Here is a 20435-nt window from a genome sequence, read left to right as displayed (position 1 = left end):
TGCCCGCAAAAGTGAACCTAAACTGAAAAAAATGCGAAAATCTCCATATAAACTATGCCTATTCGCTTGTTTTTGGAGCTGTACATACGTAAAATAAGCGTGCTGTTACAGTAAAAAAGGCTGAAATCGATTGATTTTATGCGGTTTGGTTAAAAATATAGTAATCACGTAATCGCGCTGCAAAGGAAAAAGGTAGGATATGCCCGTTTGATTACTATTAAGTATTAAGAACCATTTCCTATTGTAGAAACCGTGGTACTAGAGGCATACTTAAGTCACAAAGCAAAACACAACCTAACAAATAAATTGTCGGAAAAACACGAAAAAGAGGAAGAAGCTATAAAGAATGTCAAATTTTTTCCGATAAACATAATAACAAGCATATGACTAAACAAGTAACGTGACGACCTGACACCCGATAACAATACAAATGATGCTAATCAAGGGGGCTAACCTGATGAATTATAATCAACTGACTGACGTGAAAATTATGGAGAAAGCAAAACCGGTTTCCGGAGGCTGGTTCCGGTTTGTAGAAAGTACAGAAACTACTAAAAATCAAAACGAGCCTGAGCAATGGGCGGCGATTTATCATAACGAGAACGATAAATATATCGTAACGAATGACTTTCTGAATGTAGGCTTGAATGATCCTGCTGGCCGTGTCGCTCTGGTCGGTTATGGCGATAACCTGGACAGCATCATGTTCATCATCTGGGAGCACCAAAAAGAGATGGGCAAAGACTACACGATCCTCGATCAAATTCGCGAGATTAAAAGCGAAGAAATGGAAAAAGCGAGCCAAAAAATGTGGAGCTGGGAAGACAAGTCAGCAGATACAACTTACTTCAAACATGAAATGTTTAACCCGTGGGAAGAAAGCTATTGATCGTTAGCGGATCGACCCGAAACCCTTTCGTTGTGATCGCCTGCATGTGCAGGCTGTGCAGCGGGGGGGTTTTTGTGTAACATACGATATGTACGCCGCCAATAATGAACATGCCCTAATGCCTACATCGTAAACCGTGTATATCGATATGGATGTGTAGATGACGCATAAAGCGTATGCTATGCAGCAACTGAATTTGTTCGTTGGCGTACGCTATAGTCGAGCACTAACGATTATGCAACACCATAATACATAGTCAAATCGAACGCATGGAGGTTGAATACGATGCAATTACCGGAAATTACAAAGCTTGATTACGATAGGATACAAGTGAAAATCGCCATGTCTTATCCACTGCGCTGGGTAAACAGTTATTTGATTGGTGGGCAAGCTGGCTGGAGTGTAGTCGATCCGGGACCGCGCACCTTAGACAATGAGCTTGCTTGGGAACAAGTGTTACAGGAGCTGGATATTCCGTGGTCAGCGCTGCAAGCGGTCGTATTGACTCATCATCATCCCGATCATTCCGGTCTGGCAGGCTGGTTTCAGGAGCGCACCGGTGTGCCGGTCTGGATATCAGAGATAGCATGGAGTGAATTTATGCGCTCATGGGGAGCAGGTAATACCGCCGCTGCTGATCTGGTTGAACTGTTTGGCAGCCACGGTATGCCGGATGAAATTACGGGGCAATTGCCGGAGCATTTGCATAGCTTTGTGCTACAGATTACGCCGCCGCCAGTGCCGTCATTTATTGCGCCTGGACAGTCGCTAATGATGGGCGGGCGTAGCTGGCAGACGATCGAAACGTCAGGTCATGCTGCCGGTCATGTTTCTTTTTATGAACCAGAGCACAAGCTCATGTTATGCGGGGATGCGGTATTGCCGCAAATTTCGCCCAATATTAGCCTTGTGCCGCACAGTGATCCGCAGCCGCTGGCTTCGTATTTGCATGGGTTACGCATACTGGGTACGTATGCAGTAGAGCAAGCGTTGCCGGGGCATCGTCGTCCATTTGTCGGTTTTGGCGAACGGACGAGTAAGCTATTGGAGCATCATGCGGAGCGTTTGTCTGCGATGCTGCAACGGTTGGAAGAACAGCCGCGTACCGGCTATGACATCTGTATGAGCATATTTAACAGCAAGCTGACACTGCATCAGCTTCGATTTGCAATGTCCGAAACGCTGGCGCATTTGGTAGAGTTGGAGCGTACCGGGCATGCGGTTACTAGCCGGCGCGATGGGATCGTTTATTATGAACCGACAAGTCGTAATGGATAAGCGATATGATCGATGTGCTGCGCTATTGCAAGCTTGTTAAGCGGATGCTGTGAAGCGAATCGGGCGCAAGTTGAATTTCAAGTCTGCGAATGATAGACTGCAAACAGTGTATATTTTTACCAATGAATGCGTAACCATATGTTGTTTCATTAGTTTCGTTCTCATTATTAAATTGTTCTAGCGTATGAATTGGTTCGTTGCCAGGTGGATTGGGAGCAATAAACGAGTCCAACAAGCAGACGCTGTTGAAGTATACGATATCGCTGGACAGGCTACGAGATTTAACTGGAATTAAGAACAATTTCAGCAACGTTTAAGCTAATGCATTTATAATGAGGTCAATTCGTATTCGTAGACGACGTTGGATTTAGTTTAGCCCGAGGATGAAAGGGGCCTTCATCATGAACAATGCAGACAGCACATGGATTGATATTACAATACAAGGCATCCGTTTGATCGCTTACATGTCACTTTTAATCAGCGCAATTATCGGTTTGTTTGGTGGGCTGGCAATGTTGCAAGAAAATCGGCGTCCATTGTGGTATCGTACAAGGACAGTGCTCGTGTACTGTGGTCTGATGCTTACTGTGCTGCAAGGGATAGTTAGCGTGCTTAATATCGCTTATTACCAGGGCTGGTCGGCAGCGCTCATTCCATTTACGACGTATGCAGGTCGGCTGAGCAATGGTTTTGCCTTGATTGCTTTTTATACAACGATTGCGTACATCGTACCGACATTGCTGTTTAGCCGTAATCATACAAGCTGGTCACCGCGCTTTTTGTCGGCATTGTTGTTTCCGATACTCGGTTTGCTCATGTTGTCCGGTTTGTTAACACGCAGCTATGAAGGGCTGTTGCCATTGCTGCTCATTTATGTGTTTACCGGTGTATGTCTCGTCTGGCTGACGTTGCTGCGCTGGCTGGCGAATGATGATACAGAACATGTGCGTCACCGCAGCCGCTTTAACTTCCGCAGCCCGGATATTCGTCTGACCGGACGGCAACCGGAAGAACATAAGCCACATGAAGAAGAATCGCGTCCATTGCCGCGATAGCCGATTGAGACGACCGAATGGAATAACTACAACCAAAATGCCCAACTTTGTCCACTGTACGTAGCGGATCAAGTTGGGCATTTGTTGATCATATGGATGTGATTAAGCATGCAGTGGCAAAATTGAACGTTAGTTATGTGAACGATTAATCGTTCGTTAATGGAGCGCTATAATGCGGTCATTGGGCTTCATCATCTTCCGGCAGTTCCACATTGGAGCTATCCGCCTGCAAATCTTCATCTAAGCGGCGTCCGTGTGCGATACGACTGCTGGCGGCAGCGGCGATAGCGCCGACGATATCATCGAAAAAAGTATGGATCGGTCCCAGACTTTTATCGTTCAATCTGCGCAGTACACCAGGCTTTAATTTGTCGACATAACCATAGTTCGTAAAGCCGATGCTGCCGTATACGTTGACGATCGCAAAGGCGAGAATTTCGTCTACGCCGTACAATCCTTCGTCATTTTCGATCATCTCTTGCAGCGGGGAGATCAGTTTGCCTTGTTCAGCGAGAATGTCGAGCTGTACGCCGGTCAGCAATGCATTTTGTACTTCACGTTTCATCAGCACTTTCTCGACGCTTGCTTCACATTCTTCAATCGTCAAATTCGGAAAATAGCTTTGCTGCAAAAACAGCACCAGCTCGGCAATTTCGCGAATCGTTACCCCACGCTTTTCAAGCCATTCTCGTGTCGCCTGCTCCACATTCAGACTGCTCAGACTGTAGGGCACTTTTTCCGGTTGATTATGCTCCATCGTTGAACACCTCTTTTTCGGATAAACTGCTAATGCTAGGCAAAGTGGCTAAGGGGATATAGCCGTACTCTTATTTAACCCGACAATCGCGATGATTATCAAGCGCCAGCAAGTCATTTTGTAGTTTAAGGTGCTTTTGCAGGGGAGGTTTGTTAAAATGAGAATGCGAATACAAAGCAGGAGGCATACGATTATGAGAATCAACGGACGGCAGACGGATGAGCTGCGCCCCTTGAAAATAACCCCAAACGTTAACAAATATGCGGAAGGCTCGGTGTATATCGAGGTTGGTGACACCAAAGTCATGTGTACGGTGTCGGTGGAAGAACGGGTTCCGCATTTTATGAAAGGGCAAGGCAAAGGCTGGGTAACCGCCGAATATTCGATGTTGCCACGTGCCACCCAAACGCGCAATCAGCGCGAAGCGGCAAAAGGTAAGCTTGGCGGACGGACGATGGAAATTCAGCGGCTGATCGGTCGTGCATTGCGCTCGGTTGTTGATTTACAAGCGTTAGGCGAACGCACGGTTACCGTTGACTGCGATGTGATCCAGGCGGACGGTGGTACGCGTACGACTTCGATTACCGGCGCTTTTGTTGCGCTAGCGATCGCGATGGACAAGCTGGCGCTTCAACATAAGTTGGCGCGTTTCCCGCTTACCGATTATTTGGCATCCGTCAGCGTCGGCATCGTTGGTGATCGTGCTGTGCTCGATCTGAACTATGAAGAAGATTCCAAAGCCAAAGTCGATATGAATATCGTGATGACCGGCAAAGGCGAATTTGTCGAGCTGCAAGGCACCGGTGAAGAACGTCCTTTTACCCGTAAGGAATTGGAGCAAATGTTAGAACTGGGCGAGCAAGGTGTATTGCGTATGATCGAATTGCAAAAGGAAGTGCTAGGACCGATCACACTGAAAATTTCCAGCGGACAAGCTGGAGCACAAGTATGAGCGTGCTGACCGGCACTACCGTGATCGTAGCGACCAAAAACAAAGGCAAAGTGAACGAGTTCGCGCATGCGTTCGCCGCACTTGGCTTTGACGTGCGCAGCATGTTCGATTATCCGCAACTGCCGGATATTGTGGAAGATGGAACGACATTTGCCGAAAATGCGTTCAAAAAAGCGAAAACGGTAGCCGACGCGCTCGGCGTACCGGTACTGGCGGACGATTCCGGTCTCTGTGTCGATCGCTTGGATGGTGCACCAGGTGTATACTCGGCGCGTTATGCCGGTGAAGGTGCCACCGATGCCGACAATAATGCAAAGCTGTTAAATGAACTGAATGAGTTGCAACTTGGTGAAGATACCGAACAGCCACTGCTGAGCACAGCACGGTTCGTATGCAGCCTGGCATTGTATGATCCGCTAACCGGACATACATGGACTGCTGAAGGTGCAGTCGAAGGTTGGATTACGGCAACTCCTTCCGGTGCGGGCGGGTTTGGTTATGATCCGCTGTTTTATTTGCCACAGGAACAACAGACGATGGCGAATTTGACGATCGAGCAAAAGCAGGCAATTAGCCATCGCGGTGAAGCGTTACGCAAGCTGATCGCTTCGCTGCAAGCCGGTTAACGAACAGGCTGGCGTTTAAGCGCAGACATAGACATTTAACAATGAACAATTGAACAGGATAGCATAACGGTCATACGATCGGATGTATTGGTTGATTACGGTTTTGGAGTAATGGCACTAGCAAGCCAGCTCATTAGCTGATCGACTACTGCATGCGGGCGTATGACTTTTTTTGATTCAGTGCTTGTGAGCCGTTGTTTGTGTGCAGACTGCTGTGCGAGCCGGGAATCCGTCCCCTTATTGTGTACCGCAGTGGGGGATGCCCCAACATACCAGGTTTGCGTACACGTACTAGTAGGCTGACCAGCTTACATTTAGTGTCTCATTCACTCTATCTTATGAAAATACACTGGAATTGTAGCAGGACAACATCGCTGCTCTGCACTAGCAAACTACTTACTTTAAGGTGGTCAGCCTACTAGTTCTGGCGCATGAATAAATAGGCGGTGTATTCGGTCTGTAGGCTTTTGCTTTGCCCTTTGGCGCTAGTGTAAAATAAGATGTAGCATGACCACATTTGCCCGCTGTGTCGGGTAACAGGGAGGTATACATAATGACGGAAGTACGGCTTGAGATTGGGTATGATGAATACGAAGCAGGGCAGACGCTTGTGCCGTTGATTGAACAATTGGTCGCTGATGAAAAACAGAGTCAGGCGCTGACGAGTTTGATCATCGGTGATTGGGGGGGCGCTTATGAGCGTACGCCGGATGATTTTTTGCCGACATTGATTGCGGCTGCGCCAAAGTTGCCGAATTTGCGGCGTTTATTTATCGGGGATATGAGCTTTGAGCAATGTGAAGTGTCCTGGATTACACAGACGAATTTGGGCCCGCTACTGTCTGCGTATCCACAACTGGAATCGTTTATCATTAAAGGCAGTACCGATTTGGCGCTTGACCCGCTGGAACATGACGGTTTGCAGGAACTCGTTATTATTTGCGGTGGTTTGCCGGCGGCGGTGCTGCAGACGATCTTACACGGCAAACTGCCGAATTTGCGTAAATTGGAGCTGTATTTGGGCGTAGACAATTACGGCTTTGACGGCGATTTGGAACGTGATCTGTTACCGTTTTTGTATCATAATCCGTTTCCAAAGCTCGTCTCGCTCGGCTTAAAAGATAGCGAGCTGCAAGATGAAATTGCGATTGCCGCAGCGAGCGCACCGCTATTGGCACAACTGGAACAACTGGATTTGTCGGAAGGCACATTGTCCGATAAAGGGGCGGAAGCGCTGCTGAACAGTGAAGCGGTGCATAAGCTAAAACGGCTAAATCTAAATTATCATTTTATGTCCGATGAGATGATGAATAAATGGCAACAGCTATCCAAACAGACCGGGCTCATCGTGGAGATGGACGAGCAGCAAGATTTAGATGATGAGTGGCGTTATCCGTCGCTGACGGAGTAATGGAAACGACGGCGCAGACAGGAGTTGTCATCCCATCGATCCTGTTCGGCAATCCAGGCAACAAACGTACAAGCGGTTGGCAGCAAGCACTTCAGCATCATGGACAACCGGCAGCATTGGAAGTATCGTATGCTCGTCTGCTGCATGCGCTGCGTGCCGGTGAAACATTGCCGGAAGTGCTGGACAGCATGTCCAAACGTAATTGGCAGCGGCGGCAGGCAGAGAAATCGGCAGCAATCATGTCAGCGGTAAGTGTAGGGATGGCTACGGGTGCCCCTGTCAGTAACATCTGGATGGGGAGTGGAACAGAGCCGCTATTGCTGCGTCTCGATGCACCTGGTGATAATGTAGCGGTCGAGCGAGGGTTGATTGCACTCGGAGCGACAGATGCGGATGACTCGTTGAATGATTCGTTGTTGCCGCTCCCGCATCAGACGGTGCAAGGGAGTATTGCGGCGGCTGAGGCACGTCGCCTGGAAGGGCAATATGGGCGTATTTTATATCCGGCGCAATGGTTTCGCGGGTATTGTCGTCTGTTATCGTGGTTACAGACCGAGGTGGAGCGTCATTTGCCACAGGCGCAGTGGATGAATGCACCAGCCGACATTGCGCTTATGTTTGATAAAAGAGCGTGCTCGCTACAGCTTGCTGCGGCGGGCATTGCTGTTCCGGCGACGTTAGCAGGCGATGCCGCGGAACAGATGCCACTGCGCAGCTATGATGAGCTGCGGCAACAGATGGAGCAGCAGCGAGTCTACCGTGTGTTTGTGAAGCTATTTTGCGGTTCGGCTGCTTCGGGAGTGATCGCTTATCAGTATCAGCCACGCACCGGTGCCGAAATTGCGATGACGACGATCGGCAAGGAGCAGGTAGGCGATGAGACGATCTTTTATAATTCCGGTCGGTTGATTCGGTATACCGATCATACAGATATACGGCAGGTGGTAGACTGGATCGCTGCGCAAGGTGCACATGTGGAACGTTGGGTAAGCAAAGCAGCGCTAGATGGGCGTGTGTATGATGTGCGCCAGCTCGTCTGCCGCTCAGGCACAGGTCATGCCGTTCTGCGCCTTAGTCGCACACCGATTACTAATTTGCATTTGCGCAATGAGCGTTTGCTGTTGGCTGATGCCGGATTATCCGATGCGCTGCAAAGTGCGATTGGCAGTACGGCACAGCATGCGTTGGCTGCGTTTCCGAATTCATTTTGCGCAGGGATGGATGTGCTCGTACCGGCAGGTGGCGGTATTCCGCTCATTATGGATGTGAATCCGTTTGGCGATTTGTTATATCATGTTCAGCATCAAGGGCTAGGTACGTATGCATGGGAGCTGGCATGTTGGTTACAGCAAGCGGGAAAGGGGAGGACGGATGACGATAAATATGAATGAAGTGGTCGGCAGCCACGATATAGTGATGATTACGCTTGATACATTGCGTTATGACGCGGCTGTCATGGAGGAGGGAAATTGTCCGAATTTATGCGGCACCGGCTCATGGGAAAAACGCCATACACCCGGCAGTTTTACGTATGCGGCACATCATGCGTTTTTTGGCGGGTTTCTGCCTACGCCTGCTAATACGGACAAATCGTCGCATGTACGCCTGTTTCATGGCAAACATAGCGGTTTGCGCACTCATCCGTATACTTGGCTGTTTGATACGCCGGATATCGTGACCGGGCTTGCACAGGAAAGCTATCGGACGATCTGTATCGGCGGCGTTATTTTTTTTACGAAGAAAAATAAACTGTCACGCGTATTGCCGGGGTATTTTCAGCAAAGTTATTGGCGCATGAACTTTGGTGTAACCCATCCGAATTCGACCGCTAATCAAGTCAATCATGCGCTGCGGCTGCTGGATGATATCGATGAGCAGCAGCGGCTGTTTCTGTTTATGAATGTATCAGCGATTCATGGGCCGAATTATTATTTTATTCCGGGCAATCGTCGTGATTCGGTTGACAGTCAGCGGGCGGCGCTGCGTTATGTAGATGGGGAGCTGGGGCGTTTATTCGCCGCTTTGCGGCAGCGGGAGCGTCCGGTATTGTGTCTCGTCTTTTCAGATCATGGCACCGCTTATGGTGAGAATGGCTATGAAGGGCATCGATTGGCGCATGAGGTCGTTTGGGATGTGCCGTATCGCGAGTTTTTTGTGTAAATTATATTTTGTTATGAATTCTATTGTGGTAGCAAGGTGGAGTCGTACGAAACAAACGAGCAAGTTAGACGAATAGGAAGCGAAGGAGTGAGCACTCATGATACAGAAGCAGACACAATTGCCGCTGCGCGCGCTAACACAAGCACAATGGACACCCGAGCTGCGGACGTGGGAGCAGGAGCTGACGGCGGCACCGTATCGTTCTTATCTGTATTCCTATCCGCACAAGACCGCGTATCGTGAGCTGAATCCTCCGCTTGCGCTGGAGCGCTTATGGGCGCAGGAGCGGCTGGAAAGTTATTTTTTGTATATGCATATTCCGTTTTGCGCGGCGCGTTGCGGATTTTGCAATCTGTTTACGTTACCGGACAAACGATTGGACGTACATACACAATACGTTGATGCGCTGGAGAGGCAGGCGCAGCAGTGGGCACCGTTTATGCAAGGCACACCGTTTTCGCGATTTGCGATCGGTGGGGGCACGCCGACATTGCTTGCACCAGAGCAACTGAAAAGATTGTTCGATATTGCAGAGCGTGTGATGGGAGTACAGCTAGATCAGACGTCGATCTCGGTTGAAACATCACCGGATACGGTGACGGCGGATCGATTGGATATTTTGCGCTCTGTTGGCGTGGATCGGATTAGTATGGGCATTCAGAGCTTTATCGAAGCGGAAAGCAAAGCGATCTATCGTCCGCAAAATCCCGATCTAGCAAGGCGGGCGTTAGAACTGCTTAAACGGTATGAATTTCCATTGCTTAATGTTGATCTGATCTATGGTTTGCCGGGACAGACGGTCGATTCCTGGCTGTATTCGTTACAGGAGGCGCTCGCGTATGAGCCAGGCGAAATTTTTATTTACCCGCTCTATGTGCGTGAACATACGATTTTGAAACCCGGACAGACCGGGTTGGAGCATGATATTCGGATGGAGTTGTATGAAGCGGCACGGACGCGTTTGATCCAGGCGGGCTATACGCAATATTCGATGCGCCGTTTTGCGAAGCCGTTTAGCTCGCATAAGTCATTGTTGCCGTACAGTTGTCAGGAGGAAGGCATGGTCGGTCTTGGCTGTGGAGCACGTTCGTATACACGTGATGTGCATTATGCTTCACGGTATGGCGTAAGCGTTGCAGCAACACGCAGCATTATCGCTAATTATGTAGCTGCCGATCGATATGATGTGGCGGATTATGGATTTGTATTGAATGAACAGGAAAGCCGCCGCCGGTTTGTGCTGAAGGCGCTGCTGCACCGAGAAGGGTTGGAACAGGCGGCATATACGACACGATTCGGCAGTTTGCTGTTTGAAGATTTGCCGGAGTTAAAGCAGCTCGTATGGACGGGATTAGCAACATTGGAGCAGCCAGAGCAGCCAGAGCAGCCGGAGACAGAAGGCGGAACTATATTGACTGAAGCTGCTGTACATGAGCGTGTGACAGATGATGATGCAGATGTCACAGATGCTAACGCTCGTCTGAACGATAGCGCTGTATATGCCGAGCAGCGCTTGGCGGTAGATGCGTCATATGCTGTAGCTTTCGATCATAATGATGCGGCGACTGCCGCTGCGAGCGGATTAGCGGATCAGCTACTGCATCAAGGTGTGCTGCGTTTGAGCGCGCGTGGTATGGCGTTATCCGATAGCATTGGCGACTGGCTCATCTCGCCAGAAGTGTATGCGCTGATGGAACGGTATGAGGGCGTATGAAGCGGTTGACCGAAATTCCCAACGCTGCCTCGGCTGCCCGTAGTCCATTCCTATCGAGCACATCCGCAGTCGTGCCAGCGGTACCGATGTTGAATGCTGCGTCTAAGGATAGTCGAAACTCCTCCTCTATCCCGACAGCAGTATCGCTATATTATCGTGGCAGCTTGTCATCATGCAATTACGCTTGCCCATACTGCCCATTCAGCAAAACGATCGACAGCCGTGAAACGTTGGAGCGGGATCGGCAGCAATTGGAGCGGTTTATCGATTGGGTGCGAGCGCAGGCGGGCAAGTCGTATCGACTGTCGATCTTTTTCAATCCGTATGGAGAAGCGCTTGTGCATGGCTGGTACAGACGGGCGATGATTGAGCTGTCTCATTTGCCGCATGTCGATAAGGTAGCTGTACAGACGAATTTGTCGGTTAAACTGGATTGGACGATGAAGTTACAGCGGGATAAAGTTGCTTTCTGGGCGACCTATCATCCGGGGCAAACGAGTGAAGCACAGTTTGTGCGTCAATGTATGACATTGTACGAGCAAGGAATCGATTTTAGCGCTGGTACGGTCGGATTACGGGAATCGTTTGCTGCGATTGCTGCGCTACGCAAGCAACTTCCGGACGATGTGTATGTATGGATTAATGCGTTCAAAGATCGTCCAGCCTATTATGAGCCGGGTGAGGTGGAAGCGCTGGAACGAATTGATCCGTATTTTCGCTATAATTTAAACGATTATGCTAGCTTGGGGCAAGCTTGTTTGGCAGGGCAATCTGTATTTTATGTACAAGGCAATGGTATGGTGAAGCGCTGTTACCAGGACAAGCGTGTGATCGGCAACATTTACCGTCATGAGCTGGAGCAGATCGCTGCCGAGCGTACTTGCCAAATGAAAAAGTGTGGCTGTTATATCGGTTATATCCATATGCCGGAGCAGCCGTTTGCAGATCAGTATGGGCAGCGTCTATTGGAACGCATTCCGCTGCAATATAACGCTCATTAGCATGAACAACCGAGGTGAAGATGAGTTTGTATCGAGTCATTGTGCCGTATAAATGGAAAATAAACAGCCTGCATGCAAGCTACACAAGCTGCATACAGGCTGTTTGTGATGACGCTGACAGAGAAATAAACTTAGCAGCAGAGCTATCCAGTCGCTCCTTCAAGTCGGTTCCGGTGCTGATTGCCACGCAGTAAATAGGTGTTTCATACGCTTGCCGACGGATGCATCGCTTGCCGGTTTTGCATAAATTCAGCATCAAACAATTGATTTTGCATCGTTTCAAATACATGATGATGATAATCGCCGATCGTAATCGTTCCATTGTACAGCTTGCGCACATACACTTGCTGCTTCGCTTGCAGTATACAGCGTGCATTTGCATCGCTGCCAACCATACCGGCGACGATGCGATCTTCGGCTTGCAGACGGGAACCGCGACAGACCGAATTTTCGAGCATAAAAGCGATCGTACCAGCGGAATACAGATCGCTCTGTACGACACCTTCGCGTGTGATCATAATATCGCCGTTCGATTTAATTTCGCTCGATTGACAGCGATATAGCTCCACATGCACTTCGACTTCCTGCATGCTGCACACACTGGCATATAACCTTTCCAGCAATGTGCGGGAAGTGGATAGCTTTTCTTCATCCAGTTGCTCCAAAATCGTAGTCGAATGCAGAAAATGCTGCAACAGTTCATTCAGTTGCTCGGATTCACGACTTTCCACACGTTGTATACTGGAAAAAACTTGCAAAAGTTCGCGTGCAAGCTCAGGCACATTGCGGAATTTCCGTTCAATTAGCAGCATAATCATCTGGCTATACCGCACTGTTTGTTTGCGTGCTGCCACTTCTTCCGTCAGTTTGTATGCCGCCATATCAAGCTGCCGAATTTCATGGCTAAGCTGTTTGGCAGCAGCATACATACGGTTAAACATGACGCCAAAATAGCCGGAATAAATTTTACCGCCGATAACCGTACCTTCAATAGACACACTTCCAGTCGCCGTAATCGTCGCCTTATACACATTGCCATGCACGTACACATTACCGAGCGATTCGATGATCATATGTTCGTTGACATTACCGTTTATAATTACATCACCGGCAAATACAATATTGCCGGTACGCAGATCGACATCGCCATCCACAATAAACGCGTTGGAAATATCGATCTGGCGCCGATTTCCTTTACCGGTCATACGCGGTCGACCTGGACGAAGTGCTACGATCTGACCAAGTTCGTTCATTTCGGTAAATTCACCGGCGGTGACTTCTAAATCCTGTGCTATGCGGGGTAACAGTTCATTGCCGAACACATCAAAACCCGGAATGCCTTCCACCGGTTCATGTTTAGCGGCGATGACTTCGCCTTCATGTACAGACGGAATGCGGCGATGACTCCGATAATCGATCACACCGCCTGTTTCATGAAATACCGTTTCGATCTGTTCGGGGAAAAATAGTTCCAGTTGCGCATCCGTACCCGGCACCGCTGCCTGCCCGCGCGCGATGACAATCCGCTGGCGGGTCGGTGACTCCAGCTCCTGCAAAATAGCAGCTTTGTCGATGTTTTTGTAAATACCACGATGCTCCAGCGCATTAATAACATGTTTGAACTGCACCGTATCGATAATACGTTCCCGGTTCGGCACAGCACGTACCGTAACGGAAGACGATGCCGGAACATCAACCAGATTCCATTCGAAACGCTCACGTGTATTCAGCAGCAGATACGCTTCCATCTGATCAGCTGAAATGTGAACTTCGAACATCGGTGCATGTTGCAGCTCCCAAGTGAGCGTATCTTCTTCGCTCACATTAGCTTTACCGGAAATCGTATTTTGATTTACGATCAATGCGACCGGAGGCAGTGCATGAATAGACGCCATTTTGCCGCCAGACTTCGGTGAGAACACATGGATGTTGTTGTCTTTTATTTTGATCCAGCCATCTTTGCCATCTGCAAATAGTTGTTCTGTCGGTTGCTGGCTGCTTTTGTCATTGTCGTCAACGTCTTGAATCATGCGTCCCAATTCCTCGTCGGAGATGGGCCAGGACATTGTATATCCCTCCAATGAAATTTATTTGTATTACATGTTTGCGCACGCACAGAAGATTTTTAATAGTGTACTGTAGACGCTTGGAAAATTAAATAGTTCGACTTGCCTGAATCGCTTCGACTTTGTATGGATGAGTACGCTTACAGTAGGATGGGGTCAAAACCAATCAAGCGGAGTATGTAAATTAGTAATATAGTCATATTGTATTATAATACATATTTTCCCATTTAAAACTTATTTTTGGGTGGGAGGAGTAGTTTGCTTGTAAAGTTTAGTAAAACAGGTTAATGTGCACTGTTATCGTAACCGTTTGCAATCTATATGTCTAGATGTTTATAGGACTTTTAGCCTGAATTTGCAAAGAAAATTTTATTTGAGAAATAGGGGATGTCATGTATAATATTTTGGCTTGTGCACAGATTTGTTTGTGTTTGTACATATCGACCTGATTCGGTCAAGGAATCGGTGTAAAATGGTGGTGAGGCAAACTGCTCGTCGCTATCAACGCATCGTAATATATCCTTTACCGCTTACAAGTTTGAAAAAGGTTGCTGTATTGCAGCTTGTTTTAGTAAAATGTATACTTTATTCACTTCAATCCTTTCAAAATTACATCATCTAAAAAGGGGTATCGAACAAAATGAATTTCTGGATGCGTTATGTGTACAAATTTCCCATTTTTTTGCAAGCATTGCTGAATGTGACGCTCGCTTTAGTTGCGCTGACGTTATGCTTTTTTCTGTTAAAAGAAACTTGGCATATTTTCAGTTTTATTTTTTTGGAAGAAACGGAGGTGACCGCATATGATTTGGCAGCACGGTTGCTTGTGTTTTTTCTGTATTTTGAGTTTATTGCGCTCATTATTAAGTATTTTAAAAGCGGCTTTCATTTTCCGTTGCGGTATTTTATTTATATCGGGGTGACCGCGATCATTCGACTAATCATCGTCGATTATGATACAGCGTCCAATACGGTGATGTGGGCGTTGGCGATTCTGATTTTGCTGGGAGCACTGTTTTTGGCGAATTCACGCCCGATTCGTAATGAGGATTAATTCGGTCAGGTAGCTATAATGGATTGGATCATATGATGGATGCGGAGCAGTTGGAGTTTTAAGCGATTGGAATTGTAAGCTGAGTAACGACCATTTGCATAATGACAATCCGGGTAATGATGGAGGCATACAGATGACGAATACAAACGTCAAAATTTCACAGCGTAGCGCCATACTAATCGAACGTCTGCGCAGCGAAGGCATAAGCGATGAACAATTACTGGCGGCAATCGAGCAGCATAGCGTGGCACCGTTATCCGGCTCGGCTACAGCCGCCGGAATCGATCTGCTGGAATGGCTGGATTACGCCGCCGAGCACGGCGAGCAGCTGACGAACGCTGTACGGGAAGGGTACCGCATGACTTTTACAACTGTGCCGGGAGCAGGTAACTGGCTGCGGTTTGCGCTCGGACTGGAGGAAGGGGCGGATTATACCGTTCCGGCGGCAGGACGAATAGATGGATTGCAGTTAAATGAGGCACAATTTCAGCGTATCGCCAGCGCGCTCGCGATCAACTGGATCATCGTGCGTCAGCCGGATGGCAACGCTTCGGTTATGCTCACGTCGCTGCAATAACGATGAACAGATGCCAAAAAGGATAAACGGCGACAACAACCGTATGCTGCGCCAGGCATGCTAAAATGTGTAGCACAATCACAAACCATTTACAGCCTGCTCAAACGTCATTGCGTACAACAGAAGCGCGCAAACGAATCATCATTTACGATTTACAGATGAACGGTTTGCAGATGAATTCACGAGCCGGACGTCCAACTAGTAATCGCCTAAACAAATAGCACGATCAACAAGCGACATGGGGGACGGTATCCAGTCGCTTGTTTGCTTTGTTTGAATGGAGATGATCGCACTTGTCCTATCATTGCATTTACCCGGTTGTATTTTCCTTTATCGTGATCGCGTCTCATCCGTATTGCCGTGACTCATTTTGGCGGCATGGCGGTATTCGCGTGGACTGACATGGCAGAACAGCTTGAATATTTTGCCGAAATGAGAAAAGTTGCCAAAGCCTGCGGCGGCAGCAACATCGATAATTTTCAAATTCGTATCGCGCAGCATGCGTTGCGCTTCATGTACGCGCACCGTATTAATATACTCAGTTAAATGAAAACCGGTCATACGTTTGAACGTCCGGCTCAAATGGGCAGGGCTGAGATGCACATAGTTTGCTAGCTCTGGCAATGAGATCGGTATATTATAATTGTGTTTAATATAACGTGCGGCTGCGGCAATCTGCTCTTGTGCTGCATGCGGGGGCGCGGTTGAGGGCAATGCGATACGCTTTGGCAGACGCGCACAATGCAGCAGCAATGTGATGGCAAGCTGCTGTACCATCAGCGTATAGCCTGGCGGTTGTACGGTCAGTTCGCGCACTAGCTGCTGAATGATGGCGGTGAGCAGTGTATGCTTACCTTCTTTCCGATCGGTATGTAGCACCGGATAAGGTTGCTGAAATAGCGATAACAGCCATTCCCGCTGCTGACCAAACTGCCGCTTCGCAAACTCATCGCCAAAATAAAGCACAATCCGTTCATGCTCCGGCAACTTGCCTGGCAACGTACGATGCAGTTCATGTTTGCCGATAAACACGATGTCCCCTGCATGCACATCATACACCTGATCTTGCACAAAATAACTGCGTTCGCCAGCCAGCAAAATATACAGCTCATAATGCGGATGCACATGATCGCTTGGCATCGCAAAATAATCGCTGCGCGCCGTATGCTCAGCAACGAGCAGATCGGGCATGCGGCTGTTCGTTAAATCGCTCGGCATAAAAAGGTTTGCTGTATGTTCTGTCGATTGATTGGATGTATCGATCGAAGTATCCGTAGTATCGCTAGCTTCTATATCACTGGCGGACAGCGCACGCTGGGCAGTATTTGTTGCCTGGATGTTATGATCGATTGCGGAACGATCGGGCAGCATGTTCATCCCTCTTTCTTGTAAGCGTTATCTTTATTTCAGTATAACATGACAAAATAAGCGGTGTTTATAAAAGAAAGCACGATTCGCGGCGAATCAGCCCGTCTGTTTTGTTAGGCTGGAGGGGAATCCAACTGAAGCGGAGGAACCAAGCTATGGAACGTAAACGATATGCACTCGTAGGCACAGGTGGACGCGCTGAATTTTTTTATGGCGCGATTGCCCAAGATTTTGGCGAAACAGCGGAACTGGTCGCTTTTTGTGATATGAATCAGACGCGTGCCCGGTATGCAAATCAGCTCCTTGAACAAAAGTATGGTGGCAAAGCGGTCGATGTGTATCCGGCGTCCGAATTTGAGCGTATGATCACCGATCAACGTCCACATACGATCATCGTCACCAGTGTTGACCGTACACATCATCATTATATTATTCGGGCGTTAGAGCTAGGTTGTGATGTCATTACCGAGAAACCGATGACAGTAGATGAGCAGAAATGCCAGCACATTTTGGATGCGGTGGAGCGCACTGGACGCAGTGTACGGGTGACGTTTAATTATCGATATGCCCCGCATCATACAAAAGCACGCGAGCTTATTCGCGATGGTGTGATCGGTCAGGTCACATCGGTGCATTTTGAATGGTTGCTAAATACAGAGCATGGAGCGGACTATTTCCGGCGCTGGCATCGTGATAAACGCAATAGTGGCGGATTGCTCGTACACAAATCGACACATCATTTTGATCTGGTCAATTTCTGGATTGATTCGCAGCCAGAGACGGTGTTTGCGTTTGGCGATCTATTATTTTATGGACGCGAAAATGCCGAGCAACGCGGACAGACGAGCTTTTACAATCGTGCGACTGGCAATGATTATGCACAGGATGACCCGTTCGCTCTGCATCTGGATCGTAATCCGAATCTGAAAGCGATGTATCTCGATGCCGAGCATGAAGATGGCTACGAGCGAGATCAAAGTGTGTTTGGCGACGGGATTAGTATTGAAGATACGATGAGTGTCGTCGTACGTTATCGAAATAAAGCGATGCTGACGTATTCGCTCAATGCCTATATGCCGTGGGAAGGATACCGGATTGCCTTCAACGGTACAGCTGGACGGATCGAAATGGAAATCGTCGAGAAATCGTATGTAAACGCAGGTGGTGAGAAGGCGGATGAAGGCGCGCTAGAAGGCAAACGTATGACCGTCTATCCGATGTTTGGCAAACCGTATGAAGTGCAAGTTGAAGAACGTGCAGGCGGTCATGGCGGCGGTGACCCGGTGCTGCTGAACGATCTGTTCGGTCAGCCGCAAGCAGACCCATTCCAGCGTGCTGCCGATCATCGTGACGGAGCGCGCTCGATTTTGACTGGCATCGCCGCCAATCAGTCGATTCGTACCGGGTTGCCGGTCAAGGTGGATCAGTTGGTACGGTTTTATGATTGAAGTGAGCGTGTGTGAATCGTGCATAAAGTAGCTGGGAGAGCATGATGAGTAGGCAGTTTCTTCCAGCTTTGGTGTTGATAAAATATACAGGTTATGCAGAACGAAGTGGGAAATCGGGTATATAGGAGAACAGGAACATTGCTGTACAGCAGCGGAGCATATCGATAACCGGATGACATCTACCAAACAGATGATCATCGGCTTACACTCCCGGCAATCGTTTCGCCAGCCCGATTATACACAGGAGGAACACATCATGACCGAGCATCATTCCCGCTTGCCAGCCGACGACGATCCAACGATACATGTACAGGCAGAGGATCATAAAATTATAAATGCAGAGCAACATGCTCTTATAAATAATGACCATGAAAATAATGAACATGAACGTGCCCACCAGCAGTCACATCATACCGTATCAGCGACCACTCAGCCTAAGCGAACAACTGCCGAAGTTGTACCAACCGAGAGCAAGTCGGCATATTATGCCGGCTTATCGCTGGAAGAAATTCAGCGCTTCCAGCAGCAAGGACGATGGGCGGATTACGGTGATCGACTAGTGCTGCCGGTTCCAGTCGAGTTTAGTTTTCGGATGAATGTTGATTTTTTGCGCAGTTCGCCTAACGAATGTTTATTTAGCGTCCGTGAACAAACAGTGTACAAAGCGCTTGCGGTAGGAAAGTCGCGCCCGTTGCTGCGTATTGTGGAAGCGCAAGCTGGAGGGATCGAAGTACAATTTCTCGCTGGCAGTGCGCCACAAGATGAATGGGAACGTGTTGCAGTTGCCGCTTATGTGAGCGATTGGTTTGATCTCGGAATCGATCTGTTGCCTTTTTATAAGCTGGCGAGGGGGGATGTGTTGCTCGGTCATGCGGTTGAATCGTTTTATGGTTTGCGTAATATGGGCATTCCTGATCTGTTTGAAACATTATGCTGGGGCATACTCGGTCAGCAAATTAATATCGGTTATGCGCATACGCTAAAATGTCGATTAACCGAAGCATTTGGCGAGCATGTCGATTATGAAGGGGAACGGTACTGGATTTTCCCAACTGCTGAACGCATTGCGACACTCACGATGGCAGACCTCGAATTGATGCATATGACCGTCAAAAAATGCGAATACATTCTCGATGCTGCCCGACTTGTCGCTAGCGGTGAACTGAGCAAAGCGAAGCTGCTGGCGGCAGGCGATCATAAAGGAGCGGAAAAAATGCTAACCCACATTCGTGGCATCGGGCCGTGGACAGCTAACTATGTGCTAATGCGTTGTCTGCGTCTGCCGACCGCGTTTCCGATTGATGATGTCGGGCTGCACAATGTAATCCGCCATCTAACCGGCGCCACCGCCAAGCCGACACGCGAACAACTGCTCAAGCTTGCCGCAGGCTGGAGCAACTGGGAGTCGTATGCGACGTTTTATTTGTGGCGTGTGTTGTATTAAAGGTAGCAGGCAATTTTGTCTAGTTCTATCTCTATCTAATTCTATCTATGATACGTAATGATTAAATACGAATCATACAGATATAAGCGGAGCAGTCCTGGCAGCTTCGTATGTATAGATGTCCAGTACGATGATCCAGCATAGAAGTTTTAAACATTATACGAACTTAAACGCATAAGCGAGTACACGCAAAAAAGCATCTCCACCTAATGGAGATGCTTTTTGTGTAACGTCCCAGGAGGGATTCGAACCCCCGACCGACGGCTTAGAAGGCCGTTGCTCTATCCTGCTGAGCTACTGGGACATATTAAAAATTCATTTCGAGCGCAACAAAAATATTTTAGCATATACTCGAAAAGGAAGCAAGCTCTTTTTGCCCAAATCGAGTTGTATCATATTTTATGTTTATTGAAGCTTTCAAAATAATACTGTTTTGAACGATAAAATGACGATCCTAACGAGACGATGCTATGTATTTAAATGTACTTAAAATAGTCAGAATAATGGTGATGTGAACACGCTAACTATAAAGTTTAATTTGTACAGCATAGAGGATTGCAAAGTGTGATGTAAATCTATTATTACATCTATAATCACATGAACGTTTGCTCATAGCTGTCAGCAACGACCAGCTA

General features: G+C 48.1%; 17 protein-coding genes and 1 tRNA gene. 14 read left to right on the top strand and 4 right to left on the bottom strand.

What is annotated here, in order from left to right; all coding sequences use genetic code 11:
* Window positions 1-457: 457 nt before the first annotated feature.
* The 3 genes from U1I11_RS20235 (at window position 458) to U1I11_RS20225 (ending at window position 3222) form a co-directional block, all read left to right on the top strand.
* Complete coding sequence (locus U1I11_RS20235; protein ID WP_322907940.1) at window positions 458-889, top strand: hypothetical protein; 432 nt, start codon at window positions 458-460, stop codon at window positions 887-889.
* 285 nt (window positions 890-1174) lie between these two features.
* Window positions 1175-2167 carry an MBL fold metallo-hydrolase gene (locus U1I11_RS20230; protein WP_322907939.1) on the top strand — a complete coding sequence of 331 codons (993 nt, stop codon included), beginning with the start codon at window positions 1175-1177 and terminating at the stop codon, window positions 2165-2167.
* 401 nt (window positions 2168-2568) lie between these two features.
* Window positions 2569-3222 (top strand): hypothetical protein, encoded by a 654-nt coding sequence (locus tag U1I11_RS20225; protein WP_322907938.1) that lies wholly within the window; start codon window positions 2569-2571, stop codon window positions 3220-3222.
* 178 nt (window positions 3223-3400) lie between these two features.
* Here the strand turns inward: U1I11_RS20225 and U1I11_RS20220 are convergent, their stop codons facing one another.
* A complete protein-coding gene (locus U1I11_RS20220) occupies window positions 3401-3979 on the bottom strand; it encodes a phosphatidylglycerophosphatase A family protein (RefSeq protein WP_322907937.1) in 579 nt (192 codons plus the stop codon).
* Between the two features lie 193 nt (window positions 3980-4172).
* Between U1I11_RS20220 and rph the strand changes: the two genes are divergently transcribed.
* The 7 genes from rph (at window position 4173) to U1I11_RS20185 (ending at window position 11843) form a co-directional block, all read left to right on the top strand.
* The gene (rph, locus tag U1I11_RS20215; RefSeq protein ID WP_322907936.1) at window positions 4173-4931 is read left to right on the top strand and encodes a ribonuclease PH; all 759 of its coding nucleotides are present in this window, start codon (window positions 4173-4175) and stop codon (window positions 4929-4931) included.
* Window positions 4928-5557 carry an XTP/dITP diphosphatase gene (locus U1I11_RS20210; RefSeq protein WP_322907935.1) on the top strand — a complete coding sequence of 210 codons (630 nt, stop codon included), beginning with the start codon at window positions 4928-4930 and terminating at the stop codon, window positions 5555-5557. The genes rph and U1I11_RS20210 overlap by 4 nt, the downstream gene beginning before the upstream one ends.
* A 553-nt stretch (window positions 5558-6110) precedes the next feature.
* Window positions 6111-6968: an STM4015 family protein gene (locus U1I11_RS20205; protein ID WP_322907934.1), complete on the top strand. Its 858-nt coding sequence runs from the start codon at window positions 6111-6113 to the stop codon at window positions 6966-6968.
* Entirely contained in the window at window positions 6968-8359 is a 1392-nt protein-coding gene (locus U1I11_RS20200; protein WP_322907933.1) for an STM4014 family protein, read from the top strand. Before U1I11_RS20205 ends, U1I11_RS20200 begins: the two co-directional genes overlap by 1 nt.
* On the top strand, window positions 8340-9128 hold the full coding sequence (locus U1I11_RS20195; protein WP_322907932.1) for an STM4013/SEN3800 family hydrolase: 789 nt from the start codon (window positions 8340-8342) through the stop codon (window positions 9126-9128). Before U1I11_RS20200 ends, U1I11_RS20195 begins: the two co-directional genes overlap by 20 nt.
* Before the next feature lie 97 nt (window positions 9129-9225).
* Window positions 9226-10842, top strand: coding sequence for an STM4012 family radical SAM protein (locus U1I11_RS20190; RefSeq protein WP_322907931.1), 1617 nt, complete (start codon window positions 9226-9228; stop codon window positions 10840-10842).
* An 86-nt stretch (window positions 10843-10928) separates the two neighbouring features.
* Window positions 10929-11843 carry an STM4011 family radical SAM protein gene (locus tag U1I11_RS20185; protein WP_322907953.1) on the top strand — a complete coding sequence of 305 codons (915 nt, stop codon included), beginning with the start codon at window positions 10929-10931 and terminating at the stop codon, window positions 11841-11843.
* Between the two features lie 203 nt (window positions 11844-12046).
* Here the strand turns inward: U1I11_RS20185 and U1I11_RS20180 are convergent, their stop codons facing one another.
* Window positions 12047-13909 (bottom strand): DUF342 domain-containing protein, encoded by a 1863-nt coding sequence (locus U1I11_RS20180; protein ID WP_322907930.1) that lies wholly within the window; start codon window positions 13907-13909, stop codon window positions 12047-12049.
* Between the two features lie 640 nt (window positions 13910-14549).
* Between U1I11_RS20180 and psiE the strand changes: the two genes are divergently transcribed.
* Together psiE and U1I11_RS20170 are read left to right on the top strand one after the other, a co-directional pair.
* Window positions 14550-14963, top strand: coding sequence for a phosphate-starvation-inducible protein PsiE (psiE, locus tag U1I11_RS20175; RefSeq protein WP_322907929.1), 414 nt, complete (start codon window positions 14550-14552; stop codon window positions 14961-14963).
* A gap of 133 nt (window positions 14964-15096) precedes the next feature.
* Window positions 15097-15540, top strand: coding sequence for a hypothetical protein (locus U1I11_RS20170; RefSeq protein ID WP_322907928.1), 444 nt, complete (start codon window positions 15097-15099; stop codon window positions 15538-15540).
* Between the two features lie 330 nt (window positions 15541-15870).
* Here U1I11_RS20170 and U1I11_RS20165 read toward each other — a convergent pair whose 3' ends face one another.
* Window positions 15871-16911: a helix-turn-helix transcriptional regulator gene (locus U1I11_RS20165; protein ID WP_322907927.1), complete on the bottom strand. Its 1041-nt coding sequence runs from the start codon at window positions 16909-16911 to the stop codon at window positions 15871-15873.
* 152 nt (window positions 16912-17063) lie between these two features.
* On the opposite strand from U1I11_RS20165, the gene U1I11_RS20160 reads away from it, so the two are divergent.
* Window positions 17064-18356, top strand: coding sequence for a Gfo/Idh/MocA family protein (locus tag U1I11_RS20160; protein ID WP_322907926.1), 1293 nt, complete (start codon window positions 17064-17066; stop codon window positions 18354-18356).
* A 256-nt stretch (window positions 18357-18612) separates the two neighbouring features.
* Window positions 18613-19800 (top strand): DNA-3-methyladenine glycosylase family protein, encoded by a 1188-nt coding sequence (locus U1I11_RS20155; RefSeq protein ID WP_322907925.1) that lies wholly within the window; start codon window positions 18613-18615, stop codon window positions 19798-19800.
* Window positions 19801-20030: 230 nt separating this feature from the next.
* Here U1I11_RS20155 and U1I11_RS20150 read toward each other — a convergent pair.
* Window positions 20031-20104, bottom strand: a tRNA-Arg gene (locus U1I11_RS20150).
* Window positions 20105-20435: the final 331 nt, after the last annotated feature.

The organism is Paenibacillus campi, assembly GCF_034659835.1.
In the GTDB taxonomy this organism is placed as follows: Bacteria; Bacillota; Bacilli; order Paenibacillales; family Paenibacillaceae; genus Saccharibacillus; species Saccharibacillus campi.
Note: the sequence above shows the minus strand (reverse complement) of the source record. Positions and strands in the feature narration are given on the sequence as shown.

Coding starts and splice junctions, on each gene's coding strand:
- U1I11_RS20210 (WP_322907935.1), top strand. CDS start 4,928: ATGAGCGTGCTGACCGGCACTACCGTGATCGTAGCGACCAAAAACAAA.
- U1I11_RS20180 (WP_322907930.1), bottom strand. CDS start 13,909: ATGTCCTGGCCCATCTCCGACGAGGAATTGGGACGCATGATTCAAGAC.
- U1I11_RS20230 (WP_322907939.1), top strand. CDS start 1,175: ATGCAATTACCGGAAATTACAAAGCTTGATTACGATAGGATACAAGTG.
- U1I11_RS20155 (WP_322907925.1), top strand. CDS start 18,613: ATGACCGAGCATCATTCCCGCTTGCCAGCCGACGACGATCCAACGATA.
- U1I11_RS20205 (WP_322907934.1), top strand. CDS start 6,111: ATGACGGAAGTACGGCTTGAGATTGGGTATGATGAATACGAAGCAGGG.
- U1I11_RS20185 (WP_322907953.1), top strand. CDS start 10,929: ATGTTGAATGCTGCGTCTAAGGATAGTCGAAACTCCTCCTCTATCCCG.
- U1I11_RS20160 (WP_322907926.1), top strand. CDS start 17,064: ATGGAACGTAAACGATATGCACTCGTAGGCACAGGTGGACGCGCTGAA.
- U1I11_RS20225 (WP_322907938.1), top strand. CDS start 2,569: ATGAACAATGCAGACAGCACATGGATTGATATTACAATACAAGGCATC.
- U1I11_RS20195 (WP_322907932.1), top strand. CDS start 8,340: ATGACGATAAATATGAATGAAGTGGTCGGCAGCCACGATATAGTGATG.
- U1I11_RS20165 (WP_322907927.1), bottom strand. CDS start 16,911: ATGCTGCCCGATCGTTCCGCAATCGATCATAACATCCAGGCAACAAAT.
- U1I11_RS20170 (WP_322907928.1), top strand. CDS start 15,097: ATGACGAATACAAACGTCAAAATTTCACAGCGTAGCGCCATACTAATC.
- psiE (WP_322907929.1), top strand. CDS start 14,550: ATGAATTTCTGGATGCGTTATGTGTACAAATTTCCCATTTTTTTGCAA.
- U1I11_RS20190 (WP_322907931.1), top strand. CDS start 9,226: ATGATACAGAAGCAGACACAATTGCCGCTGCGCGCGCTAACACAAGCA.
- U1I11_RS20235 (WP_322907940.1), top strand. CDS start 458: ATGAATTATAATCAACTGACTGACGTGAAAATTATGGAGAAAGCAAAA.
- rph (WP_322907936.1), top strand. CDS start 4,173: ATGAGAATCAACGGACGGCAGACGGATGAGCTGCGCCCCTTGAAAATA.
- U1I11_RS20200 (WP_322907933.1), top strand. CDS start 6,968: ATGGAAACGACGGCGCAGACAGGAGTTGTCATCCCATCGATCCTGTTC.
- U1I11_RS20220 (WP_322907937.1), bottom strand. CDS start 3,979: ATGGAGCATAATCAACCGGAAAAAGTGCCCTACAGTCTGAGCAGTCTG.